At 65.3% G+C, this 22275-nt stretch carries 21 protein-coding genes; 6 read left to right on the plus strand and 15 right to left on the minus strand.

What is annotated here, in order from left to right; all coding sequences use genetic code 11:
• Window positions 1–3 precede the first annotated feature (3 nt).
• Entirely contained in the window at window positions 4–3582 is a 3579-nt protein-coding gene (locus LDZ24_RS00370) for an indolepyruvate ferredoxin oxidoreductase family protein (RefSeq protein WP_248320885.1), read from the minus strand.
• Between the two features lie 242 nt (window positions 3583–3824).
• Here LDZ24_RS00370 and LDZ24_RS00375 point away from each other — a divergent pair, with 242 nt between their 5' ends.
• Window positions 3825–4463: a glutathione S-transferase family protein gene (locus tag LDZ24_RS00375; protein WP_248320886.1), complete on the plus strand. Its 639-nt coding sequence runs from the start codon at window positions 3825–3827 to the stop codon at window positions 4461–4463.
• Window positions 4464–4471: 8 nt separating this feature from the next.
• On the opposite strand, the gene LDZ24_RS00380 is transcribed toward LDZ24_RS00375, so the two are convergent.
• The 7 genes from LDZ24_RS00380 to LDZ24_RS00410 all read right to left on the minus strand — a co-directional run bounded on the left by LDZ24_RS00380 (window position 4472) and on the right by LDZ24_RS00410 (window position 11247).
• On the minus strand, window positions 4472–4717 hold the full coding sequence (locus LDZ24_RS00380) for a hypothetical protein (protein ID WP_248320887.1): 246 nt from the start codon (window positions 4715–4717) through the stop codon (window positions 4472–4474).
• A 49-nt stretch (window positions 4718–4766) separates the two neighbouring features.
• Window positions 4767–4988 (minus strand): hypothetical protein, encoded by a 222-nt coding sequence (locus tag LDZ24_RS00385; protein WP_159837620.1) that lies wholly within the window; start codon window positions 4986–4988, stop codon window positions 4767–4769.
• A 115-nt stretch (window positions 4989–5103) separates the two neighbouring features.
• The gene (locus LDZ24_RS00390) at window positions 5104–6015 is read right to left on the minus strand and encodes a carbohydrate kinase (protein WP_248320888.1); all 912 of its coding nucleotides are present in this window, start codon (window positions 6013–6015) and stop codon (window positions 5104–5106) included.
• A gap of 5 nt (window positions 6016–6020) precedes the next feature.
• Entirely contained in the window at window positions 6021–7277 is a 1257-nt protein-coding gene (locus tag LDZ24_RS00395) for an AGE family epimerase/isomerase (protein ID WP_371747423.1), read from the minus strand.
• A 2-nt stretch (window positions 7278–7279) separates the two neighbouring features.
• The gene (locus tag LDZ24_RS00400) at window positions 7280–8299 is read right to left on the minus strand and encodes a LacI family DNA-binding transcriptional regulator (RefSeq protein WP_248320890.1); all 1020 of its coding nucleotides are present in this window, start codon (window positions 8297–8299) and stop codon (window positions 7280–7282) included.
• 736 nt (window positions 8300–9035) lie between these two features.
• Window positions 9036–9818, minus strand: a complete 783-nt coding sequence (locus LDZ24_RS00405) for a PIG-L deacetylase family protein (protein WP_248320891.1) — start codon at window positions 9816–9818, stop codon at window positions 9036–9038.
• Between the two features lie 409 nt (window positions 9819–10227).
• Entirely contained in the window at window positions 10228–11247 is a 1020-nt protein-coding gene (locus LDZ24_RS00410) for a bile acid:sodium symporter family protein (protein ID WP_248320892.1), read from the minus strand.
• A gap of 472 nt (window positions 11248–11719) precedes the next feature.
• Here LDZ24_RS00410 and LDZ24_RS00415 point away from each other — a divergent pair, with 472 nt between their 5' ends.
• A complete protein-coding gene (locus LDZ24_RS00415; RefSeq protein WP_248320894.1) occupies window positions 11720–12088 on the plus strand; it encodes a hypothetical protein in 369 nt (122 codons plus the stop codon).
• A 533-nt stretch (window positions 12089–12621) separates the two neighbouring features.
• Entirely contained in the window at window positions 12622–13725 is a 1104-nt protein-coding gene (locus LDZ24_RS00420; protein WP_206467342.1) for a porin, read from the plus strand.
• 75 nt (window positions 13726–13800) lie between these two features.
• Here the strand turns inward: LDZ24_RS00420 and LDZ24_RS00425 are convergent, their stop codons facing one another.
• Window positions 13801–14766: a nitronate monooxygenase family protein gene (locus LDZ24_RS00425; protein WP_248320895.1), complete on the minus strand. Its 966-nt coding sequence runs from the start codon at window positions 14764–14766 to the stop codon at window positions 13801–13803.
• A 220-nt stretch (window positions 14767–14986) separates the two neighbouring features.
• Here LDZ24_RS00425 and LDZ24_RS00430 point away from each other — a divergent pair, with 220 nt between their 5' ends.
• A complete protein-coding gene (locus LDZ24_RS00430) occupies window positions 14987–15874 on the plus strand; it encodes an alpha/beta fold hydrolase (protein ID WP_248320896.1) in 888 nt (295 codons plus the stop codon).
• A 140-nt stretch (window positions 15875–16014) separates the two neighbouring features.
• On the opposite strand, the gene LDZ24_RS00435 is transcribed toward LDZ24_RS00430, so the two are convergent.
• The 6 genes from LDZ24_RS00435 to LDZ24_RS00460 are packed head-to-tail and all read right to left on the minus strand — an operon-like array spanning window position 16015 to window position 20434.
• Window positions 16015–16929: an MBL fold metallo-hydrolase gene (locus tag LDZ24_RS00435; RefSeq protein WP_248320897.1), complete on the minus strand. Its 915-nt coding sequence runs from the start codon at window positions 16927–16929 to the stop codon at window positions 16015–16017.
• Window positions 16926–17483 (minus strand): DUF1289 domain-containing protein, encoded by a 558-nt coding sequence (locus tag LDZ24_RS00440; RefSeq protein WP_248322373.1) that lies wholly within the window; start codon window positions 17481–17483, stop codon window positions 16926–16928. The genes LDZ24_RS00435 and LDZ24_RS00440 overlap by 4 nt, the downstream gene beginning before the upstream one ends.
• A 35-nt stretch (window positions 17484–17518) precedes the next feature.
• The gene (locus tag LDZ24_RS00445; protein ID WP_175938982.1) at window positions 17519–18031 is read right to left on the minus strand and encodes a YbaK/EbsC family protein; all 513 of its coding nucleotides are present in this window, start codon (window positions 18029–18031) and stop codon (window positions 17519–17521) included.
• Between the two features lie 22 nt (window positions 18032–18053).
• Window positions 18054–18974, minus strand: a complete 921-nt coding sequence (locus tag LDZ24_RS00450; RefSeq protein WP_248320898.1) for a hydroxymethylglutaryl-CoA lyase — start codon at window positions 18972–18974, stop codon at window positions 18054–18056.
• A 30-nt stretch (window positions 18975–19004) separates the two neighbouring features.
• Window positions 19005–19946 (minus strand): glyoxylate/hydroxypyruvate reductase A, encoded by a 942-nt coding sequence (locus tag LDZ24_RS00455; RefSeq protein WP_248320899.1) that lies wholly within the window; start codon window positions 19944–19946, stop codon window positions 19005–19007.
• A gap of 5 nt (window positions 19947–19951) precedes the next feature.
• The gene (locus tag LDZ24_RS00460; RefSeq protein ID WP_206467350.1) at window positions 19952–20434 is read right to left on the minus strand and encodes a VOC family protein; all 483 of its coding nucleotides are present in this window, start codon (window positions 20432–20434) and stop codon (window positions 19952–19954) included.
• Between the two features lie 157 nt (window positions 20435–20591).
• Here LDZ24_RS00460 and LDZ24_RS00465 point away from each other — a divergent pair, with 157 nt between their 5' ends.
• Both LDZ24_RS00465 and LDZ24_RS00470 read left to right on the plus strand, forming a co-directional pair.
• On the plus strand, window positions 20592–21200 hold the full coding sequence (locus tag LDZ24_RS00465) for an alpha/beta hydrolase (protein ID WP_248322374.1): 609 nt from the start codon (window positions 20592–20594) through the stop codon (window positions 21198–21200).
• Window positions 21201–21274: 74 nt separating this feature from the next.
• On the plus strand, window positions 21275–22273 hold the full coding sequence (locus tag LDZ24_RS00470; protein WP_175938987.1) for a sulfate ABC transporter substrate-binding protein: 999 nt from the start codon (window positions 21275–21277) through the stop codon (window positions 22271–22273).
• Window positions 22274–22275: the final 2 nt, after the last annotated feature.

Consider the following 22275-nt stretch of genomic DNA (forward strand, 5'->3'; position numbering starts at 1 on the left):
CGCTCACTTCGCGACGACGACCGGAATGCCCTTCAGCGACGACGCGCCTTTCATCGCTTCGATGGACGCGCGCACCGCATCGCCCGTCGCCGCTTCGATGCGGAGCCGCGCGACGAGTTCGCGCTCGCTGCGTTTGACCATCGCGAGATTCGCGAGCTTGACGTGACCGTAGCCGCGCACGCGCTCGAAGAGCGCGGCGAGCGCCGCCACGTCCTTGGCGTTGCTGGCGTCGAGTTTCGCGAGCGCGCGCTGCATCGTGATTTCGTAGTCCTTGGCGAGCTGGCGCTCCATGCGGCGTTCGAGCGTTCTGCCGAACGGATCGAGCGCCGTGCCGCGCAGCGCGCGCAGCTTCGACAAGCCGCCGAACACCGGCCACATCCACTGGCCGAAGGTTTTCTTCTTCGGCGCGCCGTGCGACAACGCGGGCGGCGCGAGGTTGAACTTCACGGTGTAAGCGTCGCCGGGCGCGCCTTCGAACTGCGCGGCGAGCGCGGCGCGGAATGCCGGGTCCGCGTGCAGGCGCGCGACTTCGTATTCGTCCTTCACCGCGAGCAGCTTGTAGAACGTGATCGCGACGGCGCGCTTCACGTCATCATTGACCGATGCCTGCGCGATCAGCGAACGATATCGCTCGACATATTTCGCGCCGCCATACGCGAGCAGCCGCTCTTCGCGATCGCGGATGAGGTCGGCAAGCGGCATGTCCGCCATCGCGACGCGCTTTGGCTGCGCCGAGGACGCGAGCGAATCGAGCGCATTCATATCCGCCGCCGCGAGCCGTCCGATCGCGAAGGCGAGCTTGTTCGCGGCGACCGCGACATTGTTCAGTTCCAGCGCGCGCATCAACGCGCCGTGCGACACGGGCACGAGGCCGAGTTGCCACGCGAAGCCGAGCATCAGAATGTTCGCGCCGATGGTATCGCCGAGAAAGCGCGTCGCGAGCGATTGCGCGTCGCAGGTTTGCAGGGCATCGGCGGCATCGGCGCCGGCCGCGTGGCGCATCTTGTCGAGCAGCGCGTCGGCGTGCAGATTCGCGTCCGGATTCTGCACGAAGCTCGCGTTCGGGATGGCGTGCGTGTTCACGACGATCTTCGTCCGGTCATGCCGCACCGTTTGCAACGCTTCCGGACTGGCGCCGACGACCATATCGCACGCGAGCAGCAAGTCGGCCTGCTGGGTGTCGATGCGCACCTGGTTGAGCAGCGCGTCCTCGCTCGCCACGCGCACGAACGACAGCACCGAGCCGCCTTTCTGCGCGAAGCCCATGAAATCGAGCACCGACGCGCTCTTGCCCTCCAGATGCGCCGCCATGCTGATAAGCGCGCCGACCGTCACGACGCCCGTGCCGCCCACGCCCGTCACCAGCATGTCGTACGGCGCGTGATTCAGATGCGCGCGCGGCGGCGGTAGCGCATCGACGCGGCGCGCGAGTTCGGCGGGATCGAACGCGTGGCCGTCGGCTTTCTTCAGCTTCGCGCCTTCCAGCGTGACGAAGCTCGGGCAGAAGCCGTTCACGCACGAATAGTCCTTGTTGCACGACGACTGATCGATGCGGCGCTTGCGTCCCAGTTCCGTTTCCACCGGCTCGACGGACAGGCAGTTCGACTGCACGCCGCAATCGCCGCAGCCTTCGCACACGGCTTCGTTGATGAAAAGGCGCTTGTCCGGATCGGGAAACTCGCCCTTCTTGCGACGGCGGCGCTTTTCGGCGGCGCACGTCTGGTCGTAGATCAGCACGGTCACGCCGGCCGTTTCGCGCAGGCGGCGCTGCACGGCATCCAGTTCGCTGCGGTGATGGAAGGTCGTGCCGCGCGGGAACTGGTCTTCGTGGCCGTCGTACTTCTCCGGTTCGTCGCTCACGACGACGAGCAGCGCGATGCCTTCCGCTTCCACTTGCCGCGCGATCTGCGGCACGGAAATGCTGCCGTCGACCGGCTGGCCGCCCGTCATCGCGACGGCGTCGTTATAGAGAATCTTGTACGTGATGTTGGCTTTCGCGGCCACGGCCTGCCGGATCGCGAGAATGCCCGAGTGAAAGTACGTGCCGTCGCCGAGGTTCTGGAAGACGTGCGGCGTTTTCGTGAACATCGCGTGCGAGGCCCAGTCCACGCCTTCGCCGCCCATCTGGATGAGGCCGGTCGTGTCGCGCTCCATCCACGACGCCATGAAGTGACAGCCGATGCCCGCCTGCGCCACCGATCCTTCCGGCACTTTCGTCGACGTGTTGTGCGGGCAGCCCGAGCAGAAGTAGGGCGTGCGCTTCACGGCATCGGCGATATTCGACAGAATTTTCGGCGCGACGAGATCGACCACTTTGTCGCGGCGGTCGAGCGCCGGCTTGTGGCGCGCGAGCCACTGCGCGAACACCGGCAGCACGCGCGAGGGCCGCAGCTCGCCGAGCGCGGAGAGTAGCGGCGCGCCGTCCTGCGTCGTCTTGCCGATCACGACCGGCCGCGCGCCCTGAGCGCGGTTGTACAGATGATCCTTGATCTGCTGCTCGACGACCGGCCCTTTCTCCTCGATCACGAGCACTTCCGCGAGCCCTTCGACGAAGGTATCGAGCCGCGTGGTTTCAAGCGGAAACGACAGCCCGACTTTGTAGATGCGCACGCCAGCGGCGTCGAGGTCGTCCACGGTCAGGTCGAGGCGGCGCAGCGCCTCCATGAGATCGAGATGCGCCTTGCCGCACGTCACGATGCCGACGTTCGCGCGCGGACTCGGCGCGATCCACTTGTCGATGCTGTTCGTCCGCGCGAAGTGGCGCACGGCGTCGAGCTTTGCGTGCAGGCGCGCTTCGATCGTGAGGCTCGGCAAGTCGGGCCAGCGGTTATGCAGGCCGCCCGGCGGCGGCGTGAAGCCATCGGGCGCGGTCCAGTCGGTCTTCAACGCATCCAGATCGACGGTCGAGCCGGATTCGACCGTCTCGGAAATGGCCTTGAAGCCGACCCACGCGCCCGAAAAGCGCGAGAGCGCCCAGCCGTACAGCCCGAATTCCAACATGTCCGCCACGTTCGACGGATTCACCACCGGCATGTGCCACGCGATCATCGCCTGATCGCTCTGATGCGGCATCGACGACGAGACGCAGCCGTGGTCGTCGCCTGCCACCACGAGCACGCCGCCGTGCGGCGACGAGCCGTACGCGTTGCCGTGCTTGAGCGCATCGCCTGCGCGGTCGACGCCCGGACCTTTGCCGTACCACATCGCGAAGACGCCATCGACGGTGCGCTCCGGGTCGCTCTCCACGCGCTGCGTGCCGAGCACGGCGGTGCCGCCGAGTTCTTCGTTGATCGCGGGGAGAAAGCGCACGTCGTGCGACGCGAGCAGCTTTTTCGCCTTCCACAGTTGTTGATCCACCATGCCGAGCGGCGAGCCGCGATAGCCGCTGATAAAGCCGGCCGTGTTCAGATGCGCGGCGCGGTCGAGCGCGCGCTGCATCAACACGAGACGCACCAGCGCCTGCGTGCCCGTCAGGAAGATTCGGCCGCGCGTGGCGCTCAGGTTGTCGGCGAGTTGATAGTCGGACAGCGCGGGTTCGTTGAGGCGAGGCGACAGGGCATCGGCGGGGACGCGTGCGTTCATGGTTGTCTCGTTCTTTGTATGTGAGGCAATACGTCATTTTTTGTCACCGAAAGCGGAATGTTTTTGCGCACTCGCTGCAAATCGGCAGACGTTGAGAAACCACGCAGGCTTTTTCGAGATAAATGGGAGAAATCTGCTCGATCCGGGCGCGCGTCGGCGTAAACCCGCAGCCGTGCGGCTCGCGTGGCGGCGCTGATTAGGACTAACCTGAACGCTCCGAAAACAAGAGAAGGCCGACGCCGATGAAACTCTTCTACTGGCCGAAGACGCGCGCGTTTCGCGCGCTGTGGATGCTCGAAGAACTGCGCGAGCCGTATGAACTGGCGTTCGTGAATATCCGCGCGGGCGCGCAGAACGAAGCCGCGTTCAGTCGCGTGAACCCGATGTCGAAGCTCCCCGCGCTCGACGACGGCGGCGTGCGCGTGGCCGAATCCGGCGCGGTGCTGCTCTATCTTGCCGACCGCTTTCCGGACGCGCGTCTGGGCGCGCCGCTTTCGGACCCGGCGCGCGGCCGGTTCCTGCAATGGATGTTCTTCACCGGCTCATGCCTGGAACCGGCGATGGCCGAGCGCTTGACCGGCGCGCAGGGCAACACCTTCAGCTTCGGCTGGGGCGATCTTTCGCGCGTCGAACACGCAATCGAAAGCGCGCTCGAAGAAGGGCCGTGGCTGCTCGGCGAGCCGTTCACCGCCGCCGACATACTGCTCGCGAGTACGTTGCAGATCGCTTTCGTCGCGAGGCTGATCGAGCCGCAAGGCGTGCTCTTCGATTACGTCGAACGGGCGGTGGCGCGCGAAGGCTACGAACGCGCGGCCGCAATCGATCATCGCGAGGCCGAGCGCCTCGGACTCAGGCCGCACCCGAAAATGCCGGTGGATTGAGCGGAGAGTCAGGGAAACGCGCGGGGCTTCGGAATGCCCGCGCCGGCGTCGATGTCCGCGACCGCGCGCAGGTGCGCGAGCTGAATGGCTTCGTTGGACGTCGGGAGCCCGTCGTCGCCGCCGACTGTCTTCCAGTCCTGCACGGCTTTGTCCAGATGGCGAATCTCGTACTCGGCGTCCCAGCGCGGGCCCTGAAGCTCGATCGGCCGCACGTGGATGGAATAGACGCCATATAGGAAGACCTGGTCCGGCATGTCGCCCTCCGATGCAGTGTACGGCGCGCCCGCGCCGTCTTTCTGCCAGCTACAGTTCGATTTCCCCGAGGATGCGGTGCGCAAGCGCGCGCGCTTCGTCGAGTGCTTCGTGCTCGTTCTCCGATGCCGCTTCCACTTCGTAGAGCGTCGCGTCGGGCTGCTCGCCGTCGTCGCGCGAGAGGGAGACGAGCCCCTGGAACTTGCCGCCGTCGATGGCGCGCACGCCGATCGTCGCGGTGTAGATGCCTTTCGTGTAGGTCGTGTCTTCCATGATGGATTCGCCTCTGGCCCAAGGACTTAAGCATGAAATTCATGCTAGCACGCGGTCATGCGCCGCGTGTGACCGCGGCGCGCCCGAATCTGCGCTTGAGTCCGCGCTTGAGTCCTTAGCCGAGCAATTCCTCGACCTCGTCGAGCGACGGCGAATGCGCGCCCGAATGACGGCACGCCGCCGCGCCCGCCGCGAGCGCGAACTTGAGATGCTCGGGCCAGCCGCCGTGACGCGCCATCAGGCTATAGAGCAGCCCGCCGATGGACGCATCGCCCGCGCCGACCGTATCCGCCACCTCGATGACCGGCGGACGCGCGTTGAACGCTTCATCGCCGGCATAGAGCGTCGCCTCCGACGAGCCGCGGGTGACGAGCACGGTGGCTTGCGGATTCATCGCGCGCAGTTGGGCGAGCGCGTCTTCCTCGGGAATGCCGCGAAACAGCATGTGCAGGTCTTCGTCCGACACCTTGATGAGATCGGCGAGGCCCGCCATGTTGCGCAGGATCGGCTCGTAGCCGTGCTCCATCAGGTTCCGGTAGTTCGGATCGAAGCTGATCTTCACGCCGTGCTCGCGCAGTTTCGCGGCGAGCGCGGCGAGCGTCGCGCCGAGCGGCTGGCGCACGAGGCTGATGCAGCCGAAGTGCGCCCACTTCACGCGCTCCATCCAGCCTTGCGGCAGCTTCTCGGGATCGAAGGCGAGATCCGCGCCGTTTTCGCCCATGAAGTAGTAGGTCGGCGGCTGCGTCTTGTGGACGATGGCGAGCAGCGGCGGACGCTCGACGCGCTGCATGAAGCGCATGTCGAGGCCCGCGGCGACGCTCGCCTGCCAGAGGTCGTCGGAGAAATTGTCGGTGCCGAGCGAGCCTGCGCATGCGGTCGGCAGGCCGAGCCGGGCGACGGCGCGCGCGACGTTCCAGCCCGCGCCGCCCGGGCGCGACAGCCAGCTCGACTCGCCGGTGCGGATGAGGTCAGTGAGAATGTCGCCGGCCGAGACGAACTGCGGAAAAGTGGTGTGATCGGTTGCCATCGTGCTTACCGTGAGTTGTGCGGCGAGGCGAGCGCGTTCAGCACTTCGTAGCACGCGCCCATCGTGTGGTAGTCGGTCTTGCCGGCGGGACTTTTTTCGTCGCCGTACTTGCGGTTGTCGCAGGTCAGTATGCGATACCACGCGCCGTAGCGGTGATCGACGAAATGCGCCCAGCTATAGCGCCAGAGTTCGTCGTAGCAGTCCCAGAAGCGTTCGCTGCCGGTTCGCGCGCCGAGGAGCGCCGCCGCCGCGAAGCTCTCGGCCTGCACCCAGAAGTACTTGTCGTGATCGCAGATGCTGTCGTCGGGGCCGAAGCCGTAGTAGAGGCCGCCGTGCTGGTCGTCCCATGCGCGGGAAAAGCCCGCATCGAACAGTTCGATGGCGCGCGGCGCGAGCCACGGCAGCGCGCGATGCCGTTCCAGAATGAGCAGCAGCTTCGCCCATTCGGTCTGATGCCCCGTCTGAAAGCCCCACGGACGGAAGATGTTCGAGCTGTCCGATTCGTTGTAATGCCAGTCCACCGACCAGTCGCGGTGAAAATGCTCCCACACGAGGCCGTTCGACAAGCGCGCCTGCCGCAGCGTGATGTTGCCCGCGATCTTCTCGGCGCGGTCGAGGTAGAGCACGTGGCCGGTCGCCTCGTAGGCCGCGAGCAAGGCTTCGGTCGCGTGCATGTTCGCGTTCTGCCCGCGGTAGTCCGAAAGCTGCCAGTCGGGCGTGGCTTCGTCGGCGTAGAGACCGGCTTCGGCGTCCCAGAAGCGGCGTTCCATCAGGGCGAACGTTTCGTCGATCATGGGCCGCGCCTCGTCGATGCCCGCCAACGCCGCATGCGCGCACGCGAGCAGCACGAACGCCATCCCGTAGCAATGCCGCGTGCCGTCGAGCGTGCGTTTCTGGCCGTCGCGCCACTCGATTTCCCAGTCGTAGCCTTCGTTTGCGGCGTCCCAGTGCGCGTCGCGCAGGAAACGGAACGCGTGGCGGGCGTCGTCGAGGAATTGCGCATCGCCGAAGTGGCGATACGCCATCGCGTAGTTGAAGACGAAGCGCGTGCTGCTGACGAGATGGCGCGTCGTGCGGTCGTAGACGCTACCGTCGTCCTTGAAAAAGTGGAAGAAGCCGCCGGACGGATCGCGGCCGGTCGGCGCGTAGAAGCCCAGCGTGTCGCGGACGTGCGAAAGCAGGAAGTCGCGGCTGCGGAAGTCGATTCCACCTTCCGGCGCTTCGCCCGAGACGGCGGCGGCGACGGCGGCTGAAGCGGTCATGTTCATGGCGTGCGGTGCTCCTCTTTCGCGCCCGAACTCGCGCGGGCGATGAATTCCACGCTCATCAGCGAGTCGGCCTGATCCGGCGAGGTCGAGTGATCGTCGAGCAGCAACTCGACGCCTCGCCGCCCGAGCGCTTCCTTGTCCACGGCGACCGTCGAGAGCGGCGGCGCGCTGTGAGCGGCGGCGGGAATGTCGTCGAAGCCGACGAACGCGATGTCGTCCGGCACGCGCAAGCCCCGCGCGAGACAGACGCGCATGGCCGCGAGGGCCGCTGCATCGTTATAGGCGAAAACCGCGTCGGGCAGCGGACTCGATTTCGCGCGCGTCTCGGCGATCAGGCGCTCCATCGCGTCGGCCGCGGCGACATCGGCGGGCACGCCGGCCTGCGCGGTGATTTCCAGCGTCGGATCGAAGAGCAGGCCCGCGTCGAAGTACGCCTTGCGATAGCCGAGCGCGCGCTGCGCGATACTGTGATGCGCGAGCGACCCGCCGATGAACGCGACGCGCCGCCGTCCGAGCGCGAACAGATGCTGCATGGCAAGCGCCGCGCCCTTCGCGTTGTCGATGTCGACTGAACGAAAGCCGGGCGCGCGCAAGTCGATGAGCACGATGGGACGCGCCAGCGACTGGAGATGCGCGAGCAGTTCCGGTTCGACGAAGCCCGCGACCGCGATGGCGTCCGGCGCGTGCAGCCGCATTTGTTGCGCGAGGTCTTGCGTCGGTCCGGCGGTGAGCACGGACGGCACGAGACGACGCTCGCGGCACGCTTCCTCGAAGCCGTGCAGCACTTGCGAGAAGAACGGGCTGACGGCGAAATTGTTGTGCTGCCGATGCAGCAGAAAGGTCACGCGACGGATGCGCGTGCGCAACTGCGCCGAATCGTAGCCGAGACGTTGCGCGACCTCGACGACGCGCACGCGGGTAGCCTCCGATAATCCCGGCTGGTTCTTGAGCGCACGCGAAACCGTCCCGATGGAGACGCTCGCCGCGCGTGCGACATCGCGGATGGTAGTGGCCATCGTGTTGTTCTCTAGGATGAGGCGAGAGCGCGCGGCATATGCGGCGCTTGTGGGGGCGGATTGTATAGTAAAAGTGTCCCCGCGACGCGTGCGGGAGCGCTTAGAGAAAACCACTAAGGCTTGCGGGGCAGGCGATCGGGGGTTGAAGGGGTTGTTTAGTAAAAGGGCGAGCGTGTTTGGTCGTCGGGCCGCGTGACGCGGCGTGCGGTGCGCTTGCCGGTCGGTACCGTCGCGCGCCGCCCGCGTCAGCCTGCAGGGCTCCTTGAACGCGGCAGCAATGACGTGCTCTGCGCTGCGCGTTCGCTCATGATGTCCGGTCCGACGGCGAGACAGCATCGTGGCGCGCGTCGTGTCGGACTCAACTTGTGAGCGCATTAGTCGCCGTCATGCCTTGGCTGTACGAACGAACGGACGCAACAGCGGACTTGTCGCGGCATCCGGACGTGCCTGCGTTGTTCGCGGACGCGTCGCGCGCGTCAGATCAATAGGAGTTCACGGCTCCCGCAAGCCGCAGGCACAGTGCCGGCGAAACCGTCGCCTGCGTCGGCGCCGCATTCGGTCCGAGCGGGCTGCGTAAAGCTCGCTCGCAGGTCAGCATTGACCGCTGACCACGCCCGGATCGAGCGAAAGACGCGATCTCGAGCTTGCCGTCGAAAACGGCGCTGCCTGCGTGCCCTGATCCGTCGCGTTAGCTCAAGATTCCCGACTCGCGCAACTCCGCACCGTCGCGTGCCGCTCAAATCAGCACGACCTCATAAGGCCGCGTCAGCCGCGCAAGCACATGTTCCGGTAACACTGCGGCCTGTCCTGTCGCCGTATCCGGCTCCAGTTGGCTGCGGAAAGCCTGCACCGCTCGCAGCTTCCGCGCAAGCGTTGCTTCGTCGAGCACGATCTTGCGGGCGCGGCTCCACGGTACGCGGGTATCGTCGGGCGACGCCCAGTCCCAGGTGCAAAGGGGCACTTCCACGAATGGCAAGCCGAGCGCCGTGGCGGCCGAGAACGCGGCACGTCCCACCGCCTCGTGATCCGGATGGCCGTCGTGACGCCACGTCGCGAAGACGATGTCGTCCGGTTGCAAGTGGCTGGCGAGATAACCCGACAAACCCGGCTCCATGTTCTGCGCGCTGCCATGCTGGAGGCCGAGCCTCGCTACCTGCACGTTTCGCAGATGCAGCCGCTGCAACGCCTCGCGCGTTTCCATCGGGCGAACGGCGGCGAGGCGCTCCGGCGTCCATTCGGTGGAGTTCGGGTGGCTTGCGGTACCGTCCGTGACCGCGACGATCAAAAGGTGCCTGCTGGTCTCCGATAGCTGCGCGAGCAATCCGCCCGTTCCCAGAACCTCCGCGTCAGGATGCGGCGCAACGACGACCGCGCGGGCGCCGGGCGGCACGAGATCGCTCGGATGCACTTCCGGCAATGCGCCGAGCCGTCCCCAACTCTGCCATGTGGCTTCCGGCGTGCCTCGAGCGGAGGGCTCGTTGTGCTGCGACGGCGAAACGCGAGTCTTGAGCGCGGCCATGCAATGCTCTCCCTATCCATTCGCGCGCAGCTTCACCGCAGCCGCGGCATGCGACGCGCGGACCGAGCCCGACGACGCGCAACATCTCGCAATGCCGGATCGACGCGATAACCGGCTCCTTGCAGCAGAAGTTCATGGATAAGTGATGTGCTGTTCATGGCTTTCCCCGTGCTCGCTTATGCGAGTTATGACCGCAGTGTGGCAAGTCATGTACCCGATTAACACTCGGCCGAATGGCATAGGCAAAAGCGCCGGACTTCGGGCATTCGACTGTCGCGTGATGCTGCCAACGATCAGGTTGTTTTGCCTATGCCGTTCGGCCGAGTCGACGTCGAAGCACGCATCGGCTCAAATGACAAAAAGGCCGCACGGGGCGGCCTTTTCGAAGCGGAGAAAGACGATGCAGCGGTCAACGGCGGGCGGGCGCTCCGACGGTTTTGCCTTCGCGCACGGGCTCGGCGGCAGTCCTGCGCGAGCCCCAACGCTGCGCGAGTACGGCGCAGACCATCAGCTGGATCTGGTGGAAGAGCATCAACGGCAGTACCACCGCGCCCACGGCGTGGGAGGCGAAGATGACCTTTGCCATCGGAATGCCGGACGCCAGACTCTTCTTCGAGCCGCAGAAGATGATGGTGATCTGGTCCGCGCGGCTGAAGCCGAGCCGCTTTGCGCTGAACGCGGTGATGAAGAGCGCGGCCGCGAGCAGGACGATGTTCACGACGAGCAGGCCCGCCAGCGCCGAGACAGGAATCGAATGCCAGATGCCTTCGTTCACCGCTTCGCTGAAAGCGACGTAGACGACCAGCAGAATCGAGCCTTGGTCGACGAACTTCAGCACCGGCTTGTGACGGTCCACCCATTTGCCGATGGCCGGACGCAGCAATTGCCCGGCAATGAACGGTACGAGCAGTTGCAGCACGATATTGCCGACGGTGTGCCACGGCGAGCCGGTGGTCGCGCCGTGATTGCTGACGAGCAGGCCGACGAGCGCGGGCGTGATGAAAATGCCGAGCAGGCTGGAGGCCGACGCGCTGCACACGGCGGCCGGCACGTTGCCTTTCGCCATCGAAGTGAATGCGATGGAGGACTGCACCGTGGACGGCAACGTGCAGAGAAACAGGATGCCGGTATAGAGCGCAGGCGTGACGAGCGGACTCAGCACAGGCTTGAGCACGACGGCCAGCAGCGGGAACATCACGAAGGTACTGAGCAGCACGAGCAAGTGCAGACGCCAGTGCGTCGCCCCGGCGACGATCGCCTCGCGGGAGAGCTTCGCGCCGTGCAGGAAGAACAGCAGCCCGATGGCGATGTCGGTGATCCAGTTGAACGCGACCGCCGCACTGCCGCGGCACGGCAGCAAGCTGGCGACGATGACGGTGCCGATCAGCGCCAGCGTGAAGTTGTCAGGAAGGAGTTTGGGCCGTGCCATCTAGGAAGTCTCGCACTCGGGCGCGCCGGACCGTTGGCCCGGCCAGCGTCGCGTCAGGGAAAACCATGATTTTCGCTTGCGGTCGATTGAATTGGCAAATTCATTTCTTCGATCGATTGATTCCGCTTTCGCATGAAACCGGGCGGAGCCGTGGCGAACCGCAGCAACTTTCAGGCCGCCCTCCGTCGTAGAAGACGGCGCTATCGTCCTATGAATCTGCCCGCAAATAAGGACGGCGAAGCGAAAAAACTCTGAGGTAACATGGTGTTACAACCATCGCGCGGGCCTAACACTTTTTGGCTCGACGGCTCGCGCGAAGGTTAATAAATTATTGGATGCGCTGGTCGGGCGATACGCTCATCGTTCGCGTCGATAGTGGTGTGCAGACATCGACGACGGCTCGCGCCTCCGTAAGCGGCTATGGCTGCGCTCGAACGGATGAATACTCGTGCTGGATGCAGGCAGTTCTGACATGGCGCCCACAGGCTTTCGCAAGACGACTCGGTTTCTCGCTTCCACCGCGCTGATTGGGCTCGCGGCGGCAGGATCGCTCGCGCTCGCGGGGCCGCGTGTCGAATGGCTGTCGTCGGCCGTGTTCGAGGATTCGCCTGCGAGCCGCCAGTCTTTGCATGCCACGCCGATCGCCGCCAAGGAAGGACTGACGCCTGTGAGCGCCGAGATGCGCCCGACGCCGCGCGGCGAGCAGGCCGCGCCGTTCCACGGCACCGGCTCCATCCGCGCGGACATCACCCGCTATAACGAAGAACGCAACGTGCCCCGTCCGCAGGGCCGCCCGTCGGACGACGGCCGCGCGCCTGCCGCGTCGAACTTCCGCAACTGAGCGGCCCGCTCGCCAACGCGCGTCTCTCCATCGCGCGGCCCGATGCTTCGTCTTGTTTCGTCCTGGTCAACGAAAAACAATTGCGCGTCCAGCCCGCATGTCACGGTGACGTAATCTCGCCACAATAAGGCGTCACTTTTCCTGTCAGACGTTCCCCTCTTTTTTCCGCGCAAGGACAATGCGGCCTTCGGCTCATTGCGCGCTTCCCTTTGTTTCGAAACTCCTTTCATCGCGTCGGAAGGCGCGCCGCGCCTGCTTTACGGTGGGTCGCATCGCGTGGTTCGCAGCCGTGCGATGCGGGCGGCGTGCGAAAAGCATGAGCGTCGCGATCGACGCTCGCATGACGGAGTACTCGAAACGCTATACCCGCAATAACGATAAACATTTTTGACCGGAGAAATGGTCCGTAAAGATGGTGCCGCTCCACACGCGATGCCTCTCGTCAGAAGCCCATTACGCCGGTCAGACGAGGTGAGCCCCAGGTTCCTCGCCCGCCACGCTTTTAATTTTCGACAAAGACAGGAGAGTTCAAGATGCCAACCGTCAACCGTGCGCCGCGCAACACGCTGAAAGCGGCGGTCAGGGCCACCGCAGTCGCAGCGATGATCGGCTTTTTCGCCGCGGGCGCTGCTCACGCGCAATCCAGCGTGTCGCTGTACGGCCAGGTCGACGAATGGGTCGGCGCCACCAAGTTTCCCGGCGGCCAGCGCGCGTGGAACGTCAGCGGCGGCGGCATGTCGACGTCGTACTGGGGCATGAAAGGCGCCGAAGATCTCGGCAACGGCTACAAGGCGATCTTCACGCTCGAGAGCTTCTTCCGTGCGCAGAACGGTCGCTACGGCCGCTTCGACGGCGACACGTTCTTCGCCCGTAACTCGTATGTCGGCATTCAAGGTCCGATCGGTACGTTCACCGCTGGCCGCCTGACCACGCAACTCTTCGTCTCGACGATTCTGTTCAACCCGTTCGTCGACTCGTACGTGTTCTCGCCAATGGTCGCTCACGTCTTCCTCGGCCAGGGCACGTTCCCGACCTACACGACGGATCAGGGCGTGACGGGCGACTCCGGCTGGAACAACGCCGTGCAGTACACGACGCCTGACTTCAACGGCCTCTCGGGCAGCGCGATGTATGCGTTCGGCAACAGCGCCGGCGACAACCGCTCGAAGAAGTACAGCGCGCAGTTCCTGTACTTCCACGGCCCGTTCGCGGCGACCGGCGTCTATCAGTACGTGAACTTCAACAACACGCCGGGCGATCTGCCGACGTCCAATGCCTTCACGATTCCCGGCTTCAAGAGCCAGAGCGTCGGGCAACTGGGCGCGTCGTTCGACATGAAGTACGTGAAGTTCTTCGCGCAGTACATGTACACGAAGAACGACATCGAACCGACCTCGTTCCATGTCAACACGGGGCAGGGCGGCGTGACGGTGCCGGTCGGCCCCGGCACGGTGATGGCGTCGTACGCGTACTCGCGCAGCAACGGCGGTCTCGATCAGACGCACAAGAGCTGGGCAGTCGGCTACGACTATCCGCTCTCGAAGCGCACTGACGTCTATGCCGCGTACCTGAACGACAAGTACACCGGCATGTCCTCGGGCGACACGTTCGGCGTCGGCATCCGCGCGAAGTTCTAAGCAAAGCGCCGAGCCGCAAACGAAAACACCGCGCCGAGTGCGCGGTGTTCTTTTGCAAACGCCAAAAGCGGCGGATCAGCGAATCGCCAGCCGCCTTTTCGCCTCGTCGTACTCCTCTTTCAGCCGCGCGACCAGTTCGGCGACGCTCGGCGTGTCGTGCATCAGACCGACGCCCTGACCCGCGCCCCAGATGTCCTTCCACGCCTTCGCCTTGGTGGAAGTGCCGTCGCCAAAATTCATCGCGGTCTTGTCGGATTCGGGCAGCGCGTCCGGGTCCAGCCCCGCGTTCAGGATGCTCCGGCGAATGTAGTTGCCGTGCACGCCCGTGAAGAGATTCGTGTAGATGATGTCCGCCGCGGTCGAATCGACGATCGCCTGCTTGTAGCTGTCGAGCGCATGCGCCTCGCGCGTCGCTATGAAGCGCGTGCCCATGTAAGCGAGGTCCGCGCCCATCGCCTGCGCGGCGAGAATCGAGCCGCCATTCGCGATCGATCCCGACAGCACGATGGGTCCATCGAAAATGCGCCGCACTTCGCCGACGAGCGCGAACGGCGACGTGGTGCCCGCGTGCCCGCCCGCGCCGGCCGCCACGAGAATCAGCCCGTCGACGCCCGCGTCCAGCGCCTTTTGCGCGTGCCGCAGATTGATGACGTCATGCAGCACGATGCCGCCATACGAATGCACCGCGTCGATCATCTCTTTGACCGGCGCCCGCAGGCTCGTGATGAAGATCGGCACCTTGTGCTCGACGCACACGCGCACGTCATGCTCCAGCCGCGCGTTGGACTGATGCACGATCTGATTCACCGCGATCGGTCCGACCACCGCATCCGGATTCGCCGCCTTGTGCTCGGCGAGCGACGCCTGAATTTGCGTGAGCCATTCGTCGAGTAGTTCGGCCGGCCGCGCGTTCAACGCGGGAAAGGAGCCGACGATACCCGCCTTGCATTGCGCGAGCACGAGTTCAGGGTAACTGACGATGAACATCGGCGAGCCGATGACGGGAAGCGCGAGATTCTGCAGGACGGCGGGAAGGGCCATGGGACGAGTCTCCTGATGTGTCATCTCGTTCGACGCTAGCCTAAGCATGCCTCGAAGCGACGAATAGGAACGATCGTTCGATTATAGGCAGCGCGAGCTTGCTGTGGATCGGGGCAAATCCGAGTGAATCCTCGGTTTTCAGGCCATTCGGGCGTTCGTCGAGTGAGCATTCCAAGCGCCACGCCTACAATGACCTGCACCGCGACAACAAGAACGCACCATGTCATTCGCAGCTTACGAGCCGTTTAGCGTCGACGCCGCGGGCGTCGCGATCGCGGGTGTGAAGGGCGGCAACGGTCCGCCGCTTCTGCTCCTGCACGGCCATCCGCAGACGCACGAGATCTGGCACAAATGCGCCGACGTTCTCGCGCGCCACTTCACGGTGATCGCGACGGATCTGCGCGGCTACGGCGCGTCGGCGAAACCCGAGAGCGACGAGCAGCACACGCCGTATTCCAAGCGCGCGATGGCCGCCGATCAGGTCGCCGTCATGCGGCACTTCGGCTACGAGCGCTTTCTCGTGTGCGCGCACGATCGCGGCGCGCGCGTCGCGCATCGCATGGCGATGGACTTTCCCGATGCCGTCGATCGCCTGATGCTGCTCGACATCGCGCCGACGCTCGCGATGTACGAAGCAACCGACCGCGAGTTCGCGACCGCGTATTTCCACTGGTTCCTGCTGATTCAGCCGTCGCCGCTGCCGGAACTGCTGATCGGCGGCAATCCGAACGCGTATATCGACCGCGTGATGGGCAATCGCCACGCGGGCCTCGCGCCATTTGCGCCGCATGCGTTGCAGGCGTACCGCGATGCGCTCGCGCAGCCGGGCGCGGTCTACGCGATGTGCGAGGACTATCGCGCGTCCGCGAGCATCGACCTGGAACACGATCGCGCCGATCGCGAGCGCGGGCTGAAGATCGCGTGTCCGCTGCGCGTGCTGTGGGGAGCGAAGGGCGTGATCGAGCGATGCTTCGACGCGCTCGCCGAATGGCGGCGCGTGGCCCGCGACGTGAGCGGCCGCGCGCTGCCGTGCGGGCATTACATTCCCGAGGAGCAGCCGGATGCGTTGATCGACGAGATGCTCGCGTTCTTCGACACAGACGCATGACGAGCGAGCGTCAACCATCTGTAGGGAAAGCACCGATGCACGGGGTATATCGTCGGGTTACGATCGACTCGACGTTGATCACGTCTATGTTCGCCGCTTGCCGTAGCTGACAAGCGGCTTTCTTTTTGCCCGCGCATTTATCACGCGACGGCCACCACGCCCGCGTTCACCTTCACCGCGCCCGCCTGCGCGAGTTCCCCGACGATTCTCTCCAGCAACGCGCGGCGCTCGCCGGGCGCGGCAAGCGCATTCGCGGCGGCGCGCATGGCGCGCGCCGTTGCGGTGGTCGCAAAGAGCGCGTCGAAGCTCATCGCGCGCACTTCCATCAGCTTGAAGACGATCAGCACCTTCAGCGCGTTCTTCGCGTTGCGGGCGGGATCGGCCTGCAAGTAGTCGAGCCGCGACGAGGCGACATCGAGCGCGCGCGCCACGTCCGTGAACGGCGCGCCGTGGCCGGGAATCACGAGACCGACGTCGAGCCGCGCGATGAGATCGAGCACCGCGCGTTCTTCGGCGAAACCGCTTGCGCCTTCGAGCTCCGGAAAGATCACGCCGAAGCCGTTCTCCCACAGCGCGTCGGCGCTGATGAGCACGCGCGCCTCGGCGCAGTAGAGCATCAGCGAGTGTGGGTCATGTCCCGGCGCGCCGAGCACGGACCATGCGAGTCCGCCGAGCATGAGCGTCCCGCCCGTCGCAATGGTGCCCGTGAAGCCGAAGCGGTCGCACCGCTGGCCGGTGGCGTTGAAACTGAGCGCGTGCTCGTCCCATTCGCGCACGGCGTCGGCTTCGCTCGCGGGGATCAGCGTGTCGCACGCATACGTTTGCTGAAGCAGCGCGTTGCCGCCGCAATGGTCCGAATGCAGATGCGTATTCACGATCAGATCGAGCTGGCGGCGCGGACCGAGCTTTTGCCTGACGAGCGCTAACGTTTGCGGCGCATGCGAAACGTAGCCGGTATCGACGAGCGCCGCGCCTTCGTCGCCGACGAACAGCACATTGTTCGACGAGAGCCAGCCGCGCTCGAAAACGGTCATGGAGTCGGGTAGCGCGTTCAAGGCGCGGTCTCCTTCGGCATGACGACGATGGTCGCCGTCGCCTTCATCACGGTTTCGCCGAGTTGATTGCGGGCGCCGCCTTCGAGCTTCGTCAGGTCGCCGCCGAGGCTCGCTTTCCACTTCGCTTCAATGACTTGCCAGCGCATGGTGAGCACGTCGCCGGCTTTCACGGCGCGCGTCAACTTGATGCCGAATTCGAGGCCGAGCGGCTGCGCATATCGCGCGAAGTGGTCGGCGATCATCGCCATGAGATGCGCGGTCGGCTGCGTGCCGGACGCGATCAGCGCGCCGAAGCGGCTCGCGCGCGCATAGGCTTCGTCGTGATGCAGCGGGTTCGTATCGTTGACGAGCGCCGCGAATTCGCGGATGGAATCGGCCGGCAGCGCGAGCGTCGCCTCGAACGATTCGCCCAGCATCACGACGCGCGCGCCTTGCCTGCGGCTCGGGATGCGCGCGAGCACGCCGCGTTTCGCGGCGTCGTCATACGCGCTCCATTCGGCGATCTCGTCGATGGTGCGAAAGCAGCCATCGCAAAAGCCCGTTTGCGCATTCATGCGGCAGACGTCGACGCACGGCGACGGCACGCCGTTCATTGCGCCGCCGTCTCGCGCAGCGCGACATCGGCGACCGGCGCGCCCGTCAGATCGATCAACTCTTGCGGCGACAGGTTGAAGACCGCATGCGGATGCCCGGCCGCGGCCCACAGGCTGTCGAGCGCGAGCAGGTCTTCGTCGATCAACGTGACCGGCTCGACCGCATGCCCGATCGGGCACACGCCGCCGATCGCGTAGCCGGTCTTTTCGCGCACGAACTTGGCGTCCGCGCGGGCGAGTGCGCCGACGCGCGCCGCGACTTTCGCTTCGTCCACGCGATTCGCGCCGCTCGCGATCACGAGCACGGGCGCATCGTCTTCGCGGCGGCGAAAAAGAATCGACTTGGCGATCTGCGCGATCGAGCAGTCGAGCCCGGCCGCCGCTTCCGCCGATGTCTTGCCGGTCTCGGGCAGCATCACGACCGGATGCGGATGACCGCGCTCCTGCAACAGCAACGCGACGCGGCGCGCGGAGTCGGGCAGGGCTTCGATAGGAGTCGGTTCGATCATGGAGTTTCTCTTCGTGACACGCTTAGACGCAGACTTCGCCGCTCTTTTTCTTCGCCAGCAACGCGCGGCCGGCGCGCGAGGCGCTCGGCTTGCCGATTGCGCGCGAAATGAAATCGCCGATCTCGACGAGTTCATCGAGATTCACGCCGGTCTCGATGCCGAGCCCGTTCATCAGATACACGACGTCTTCGGTCGCCACATTACCCGTCGCGCCCTTCGCGTACGGACAGCCGCCGAGCCCCGCCACCGACGCATGAAAAATCTCGATGCCTTCGAGCAGCGCCGCATAGATGTTGCCGATGGCCTGGCCGTACGTATCGTGAAAGTGGCCCGACAGACGCTCGCGCGGAAACACCTTCGATGCCGCCGCGACCACTTCACGCGTGCGCTTCGGCGTGGCGACGCCGATGGTATCGGCGATATCGATCTCGTCGCAGCCGAGCGCCTTCATCCGCTCGACCACATCCACGACGGACGCCACGCTCACTTCGCCCTGATACGGACAGCCGAGCGCGCACGAAATGCTCGCGCGCAGCCGCATGCCGGCTTCCTTCGCGGCTTTCGCGACCGGCTCGAAACGCGCGATGCTCTCCGCGATGCTGCAATTGATGTTCTTCTGCGAGAACGCCTCGCTCGCCGCGCCGAAGATGACGACTTCGTCGGCCTTCGCTTCGAGCGCGCCCTCGAAGCCGCGCATGTTCGGCGTGAGCACGGAGTAGATGGTGCCCGGCCGGCGCTCGATGCGGGCCATGACGCCGGCGGCGTCGGCCATTTGCGGCACCCACTTCGCGGATACGAACGACGTCGCCTCGACATTCACGACGCCCGCGCGCGCGAGCCGGTTCACGAGCTCGACCTTTGTTTCCGTCGAGACGAATTCCTTCTCGTTCTGCAGACCGTCGCGCGGTCCGACTTCGACGATTTTCACTTTGGTGGGAAGCATGGCTGTCTCCGTTATAAGCCCTCGCGCGATTCAGTAACCGCGCTCGAAATCCACGATGCCGCTGATCGCTTCGCCACGCGCGAGCGCCCGAATCTTCGCGGCGATCTGCACGACGCTTTCCTCGCGCAACGTCTCCGCCGAGATGTGCGGCGTGATGCTGACGCGCGGATGCCGCCAGAACGGATGATCGGCGGGCAGCGGCTCGGCATGGAACACGTCGAGCATCGCGCGGGACAACTGCCCGCTGTCGAGCGCGGCGAGCAAGTCGGCGTCGACGACATGCGGACCGCGCGCCACGTTCACCAGATACGCGCCGCGCGCGAGCTTGCCGAACGCGCGAGCATTCAGGATGCCTTCGGTATCCGGCGTATGCGGCAGCAGGTTGATGAGCACCTTCGCGCCGTCGAGAAAGGCATCGAATCGCTGGGGGCCGGCGAAAACTTCGACGCCAGCGATGACCTTCGGCGTGCGGCTGTAGCCGCGCACCGGCACGCCCAGACCGACCAGCGCACGCGCCACTTCAGCGCCGAGCACGCCCAAGCCCAGCACGCCGACCGTGAAGGTCTTGCGCGCATGCTGCGGCAGTTTCTGCCAGCGGCCTTCGCGTTGCAGCGCGTCGTATTCGTCGAAGCGGCGCATGAAGCGCAGCACGGCATAGGTCGCGTATTCGACCATCTGCTGCGCCATGCCGGTGTCTTCCAGACGCACGAGCATGGCGTTGGGCGGCAGCGTGCCCGGCTCCTTGCGCTCGACGTCCAGAATGGCATCGACGCCCGCGCCGAGATTGAACACGGCCTTCAGATCCGGACGATCGGCGAAGAGCTCGCGCGGCGCGCGCCACACGACCGCATAGTCGGCGTGCGCGGTGTCGCCCGGTTGCCAGACGCGCACGTCCGCTTCCGGCAGTTCGCGCGCGAAGTCGCGCAGCCAGGCGTCCGTGTCCGTGTGTTGCTCGTAGAAGATGATCTTCATGCGGCTCACTTGGCGAACAACTGGCCGATGTCGTTGAACGCCTTGAATTCGAGCGCGTTGCCGCACGGATCGAGGAAGAACATCGTGGCCTGCTCGCCGACTTCGCCTTTGAAGCGGATATGCGGCTCGATGATGAACTTCGTCCCCACGCCCTTCAGACGCTCGGCGAGCGCGTGCCAGTCGCTCATCGAGAGCACGACGCCGAAGTGGCGCACCGGCACGGCGTCGCCATCGACGGCGTTCTTCGCGGCGGGGCGTGCCTCGTCGGGCGAAAGGTGCGCGACCAGTTGATGCCCGAAGAAATCGAAATCCACCCACTCGGGCGAACTGCGTCCTTCGGGACAGCCGAGCAACTCGCCGTAGAACGCGCGGGCGTTCTCTAGACTGGTGACGGGAAAGGCGAGATGGAACGGCTGCAGCGTGCGTTGCGTCCTCGAATGGTCCGCGTGCTCGAAGCGGCCGGCGGATTCATCGGGTAGATCGGACATACGGCCTCCCTGTGGCGACGATGCGGCGATTCGGGACATTTTACGGTGACGGCGCGCTCGGCGTGCGGCTGCGAATAACCAAATGACGATTGAATCGTTCGCGGCCGCGCTGCATCACGCGAGAATGAAGCCTGAACCGAATGCAGCCGAGGCACGCATGAACATGAACGACGAACCCTTGCGGCGGCCTGTGCTCGTGACCGTGCCCGGACTGCACGGCAGCGAAGGCGCGCACTGGCAGAGCTGGCTGGAGCGGCAATACATGGAAGCATCGCGCGTCGAGCAGGCCGACTGGGACGCGCCGCATCTCGACGAGTGGGCAAGCGCCGTCGAAGCGCGGCTCGACGCGTTGCAGCGGCCCGCCGTGCTCGCCGCGCACAGCTTCGGCTGTCTGGCGGTCGCGCATGCGTTCAGGCGTGCGCGTAGCCGCGCACTCTCGCGGGTGACCGGCGTGTTGCTGGTCGCGCCGGCAAGCCCCGACAAGTTCCGGCTCGCGGGCCGGTTCGAGCCACAGCGACTTGCCGTGCCGTCGATCGTGGTCGGCAGCGAGACGGACCCGTGGATGCCGATCGACCGGGCGCGCAATCTCGCGCAGCATCTGGGCAGCGCGTTCGTGAATTTCGGCGATGCCGGGCACATCAACACGGCGGCGGGCTTCGGTCCGTGGCCGCACGCGAAGTATCTCGTCGATACGCTCGCGCATTACGCGCCGCCCGAGGCGAACGCCGAGCGCGAGCGATTGCAGCGTGAACATGCGTATGGCTGATGCTGCTTAAGCGCATCCGATAACATACATGGCCGCCTTCGAGCGGCCTTTCGCTTTCTGATTACGGGGAAATCATGGCGGCATTCAGGCAAATCGCGCTCGCGACATTGATGATGGCGACGGGCGTCGCGCACGCGGACACCACGCTGCTCAACGTCTCCTACGACGTGACGCGCGAGCTATACAAGGACATCGACGCGGCCTTCGTCGCGGACTACAAAAAGCGCACCGGCGAGACCGTATCGGTGAGGCAGTCGCATGGCGCGTCGAGCGCGCAGGCGTTGTCGGTGATGCAGGGCTTGCAGGCGGACGTGGTGACGATGAACCAGCCGAACGACATCGACCTGCTCGCCGAGCGCGCTCAGCTTGTGCCGGCCAACTGGCGCACGCGCCTGCCGAACGGGAGCGCGCCGTACACCACCACGATGGTGTTCCTCGTGCGCCACGGCAATCCGAAGCACATCAAGGACTGGAGCGATCTGGCGCGGCCCGGCGTGCAGGCGGTCATCGCCAATCCGAAGACATCGGGTAACGGACGCTACACGTATCTCGCGGCGTGGGGCTACAAGAAGCAGCAGGGCGCGACCGACGCGCAGGCGCAGGACTTCGAGAAGGCGATCTTCGCGAACGTGCCGGTGCTCGACACGGGCGGACGCGGCGCGACGACGACGTTCACGCAGCGCGGCATCGGCGATGTGCTCGTGACGTTCGAAAACGAAGTGGGGCTGATAGAAGCGGGCGCGGGCGCGAAGGATTTCGACGCCGTGTATCCGTCGTCGAGCTTGCTCGCGGAGCCGCCGGTTTCGATCGTCGATAAGGTGGTGGACAAGCGGGGCACGCGCAAGGAGGCACAGGCGTATCTCGACTTCCTGTACACGCCGCAGGCGCAGGAGATCATCGCGCAGCATCATCTGCGGCCGCGTAACGCGGACGTGCTCGCAAAGCATGCGAGCGAGTTCAAGCCGCTGAAGACGTTTACGGTGGAGCAGGTTTTTGGAAGCTGGCAGAAGGCGCAGCAGACGCATTTTGCGGACGGCGGGACGTTTGATCAGATCGTCGCCGACAAAAAATAAAA

This window comes from Caballeronia sp. Sq4a (assembly GCF_023170545.1).
Lineage (GTDB): Bacteria > Pseudomonadota > Gammaproteobacteria > Burkholderiales > Burkholderiaceae > Caballeronia.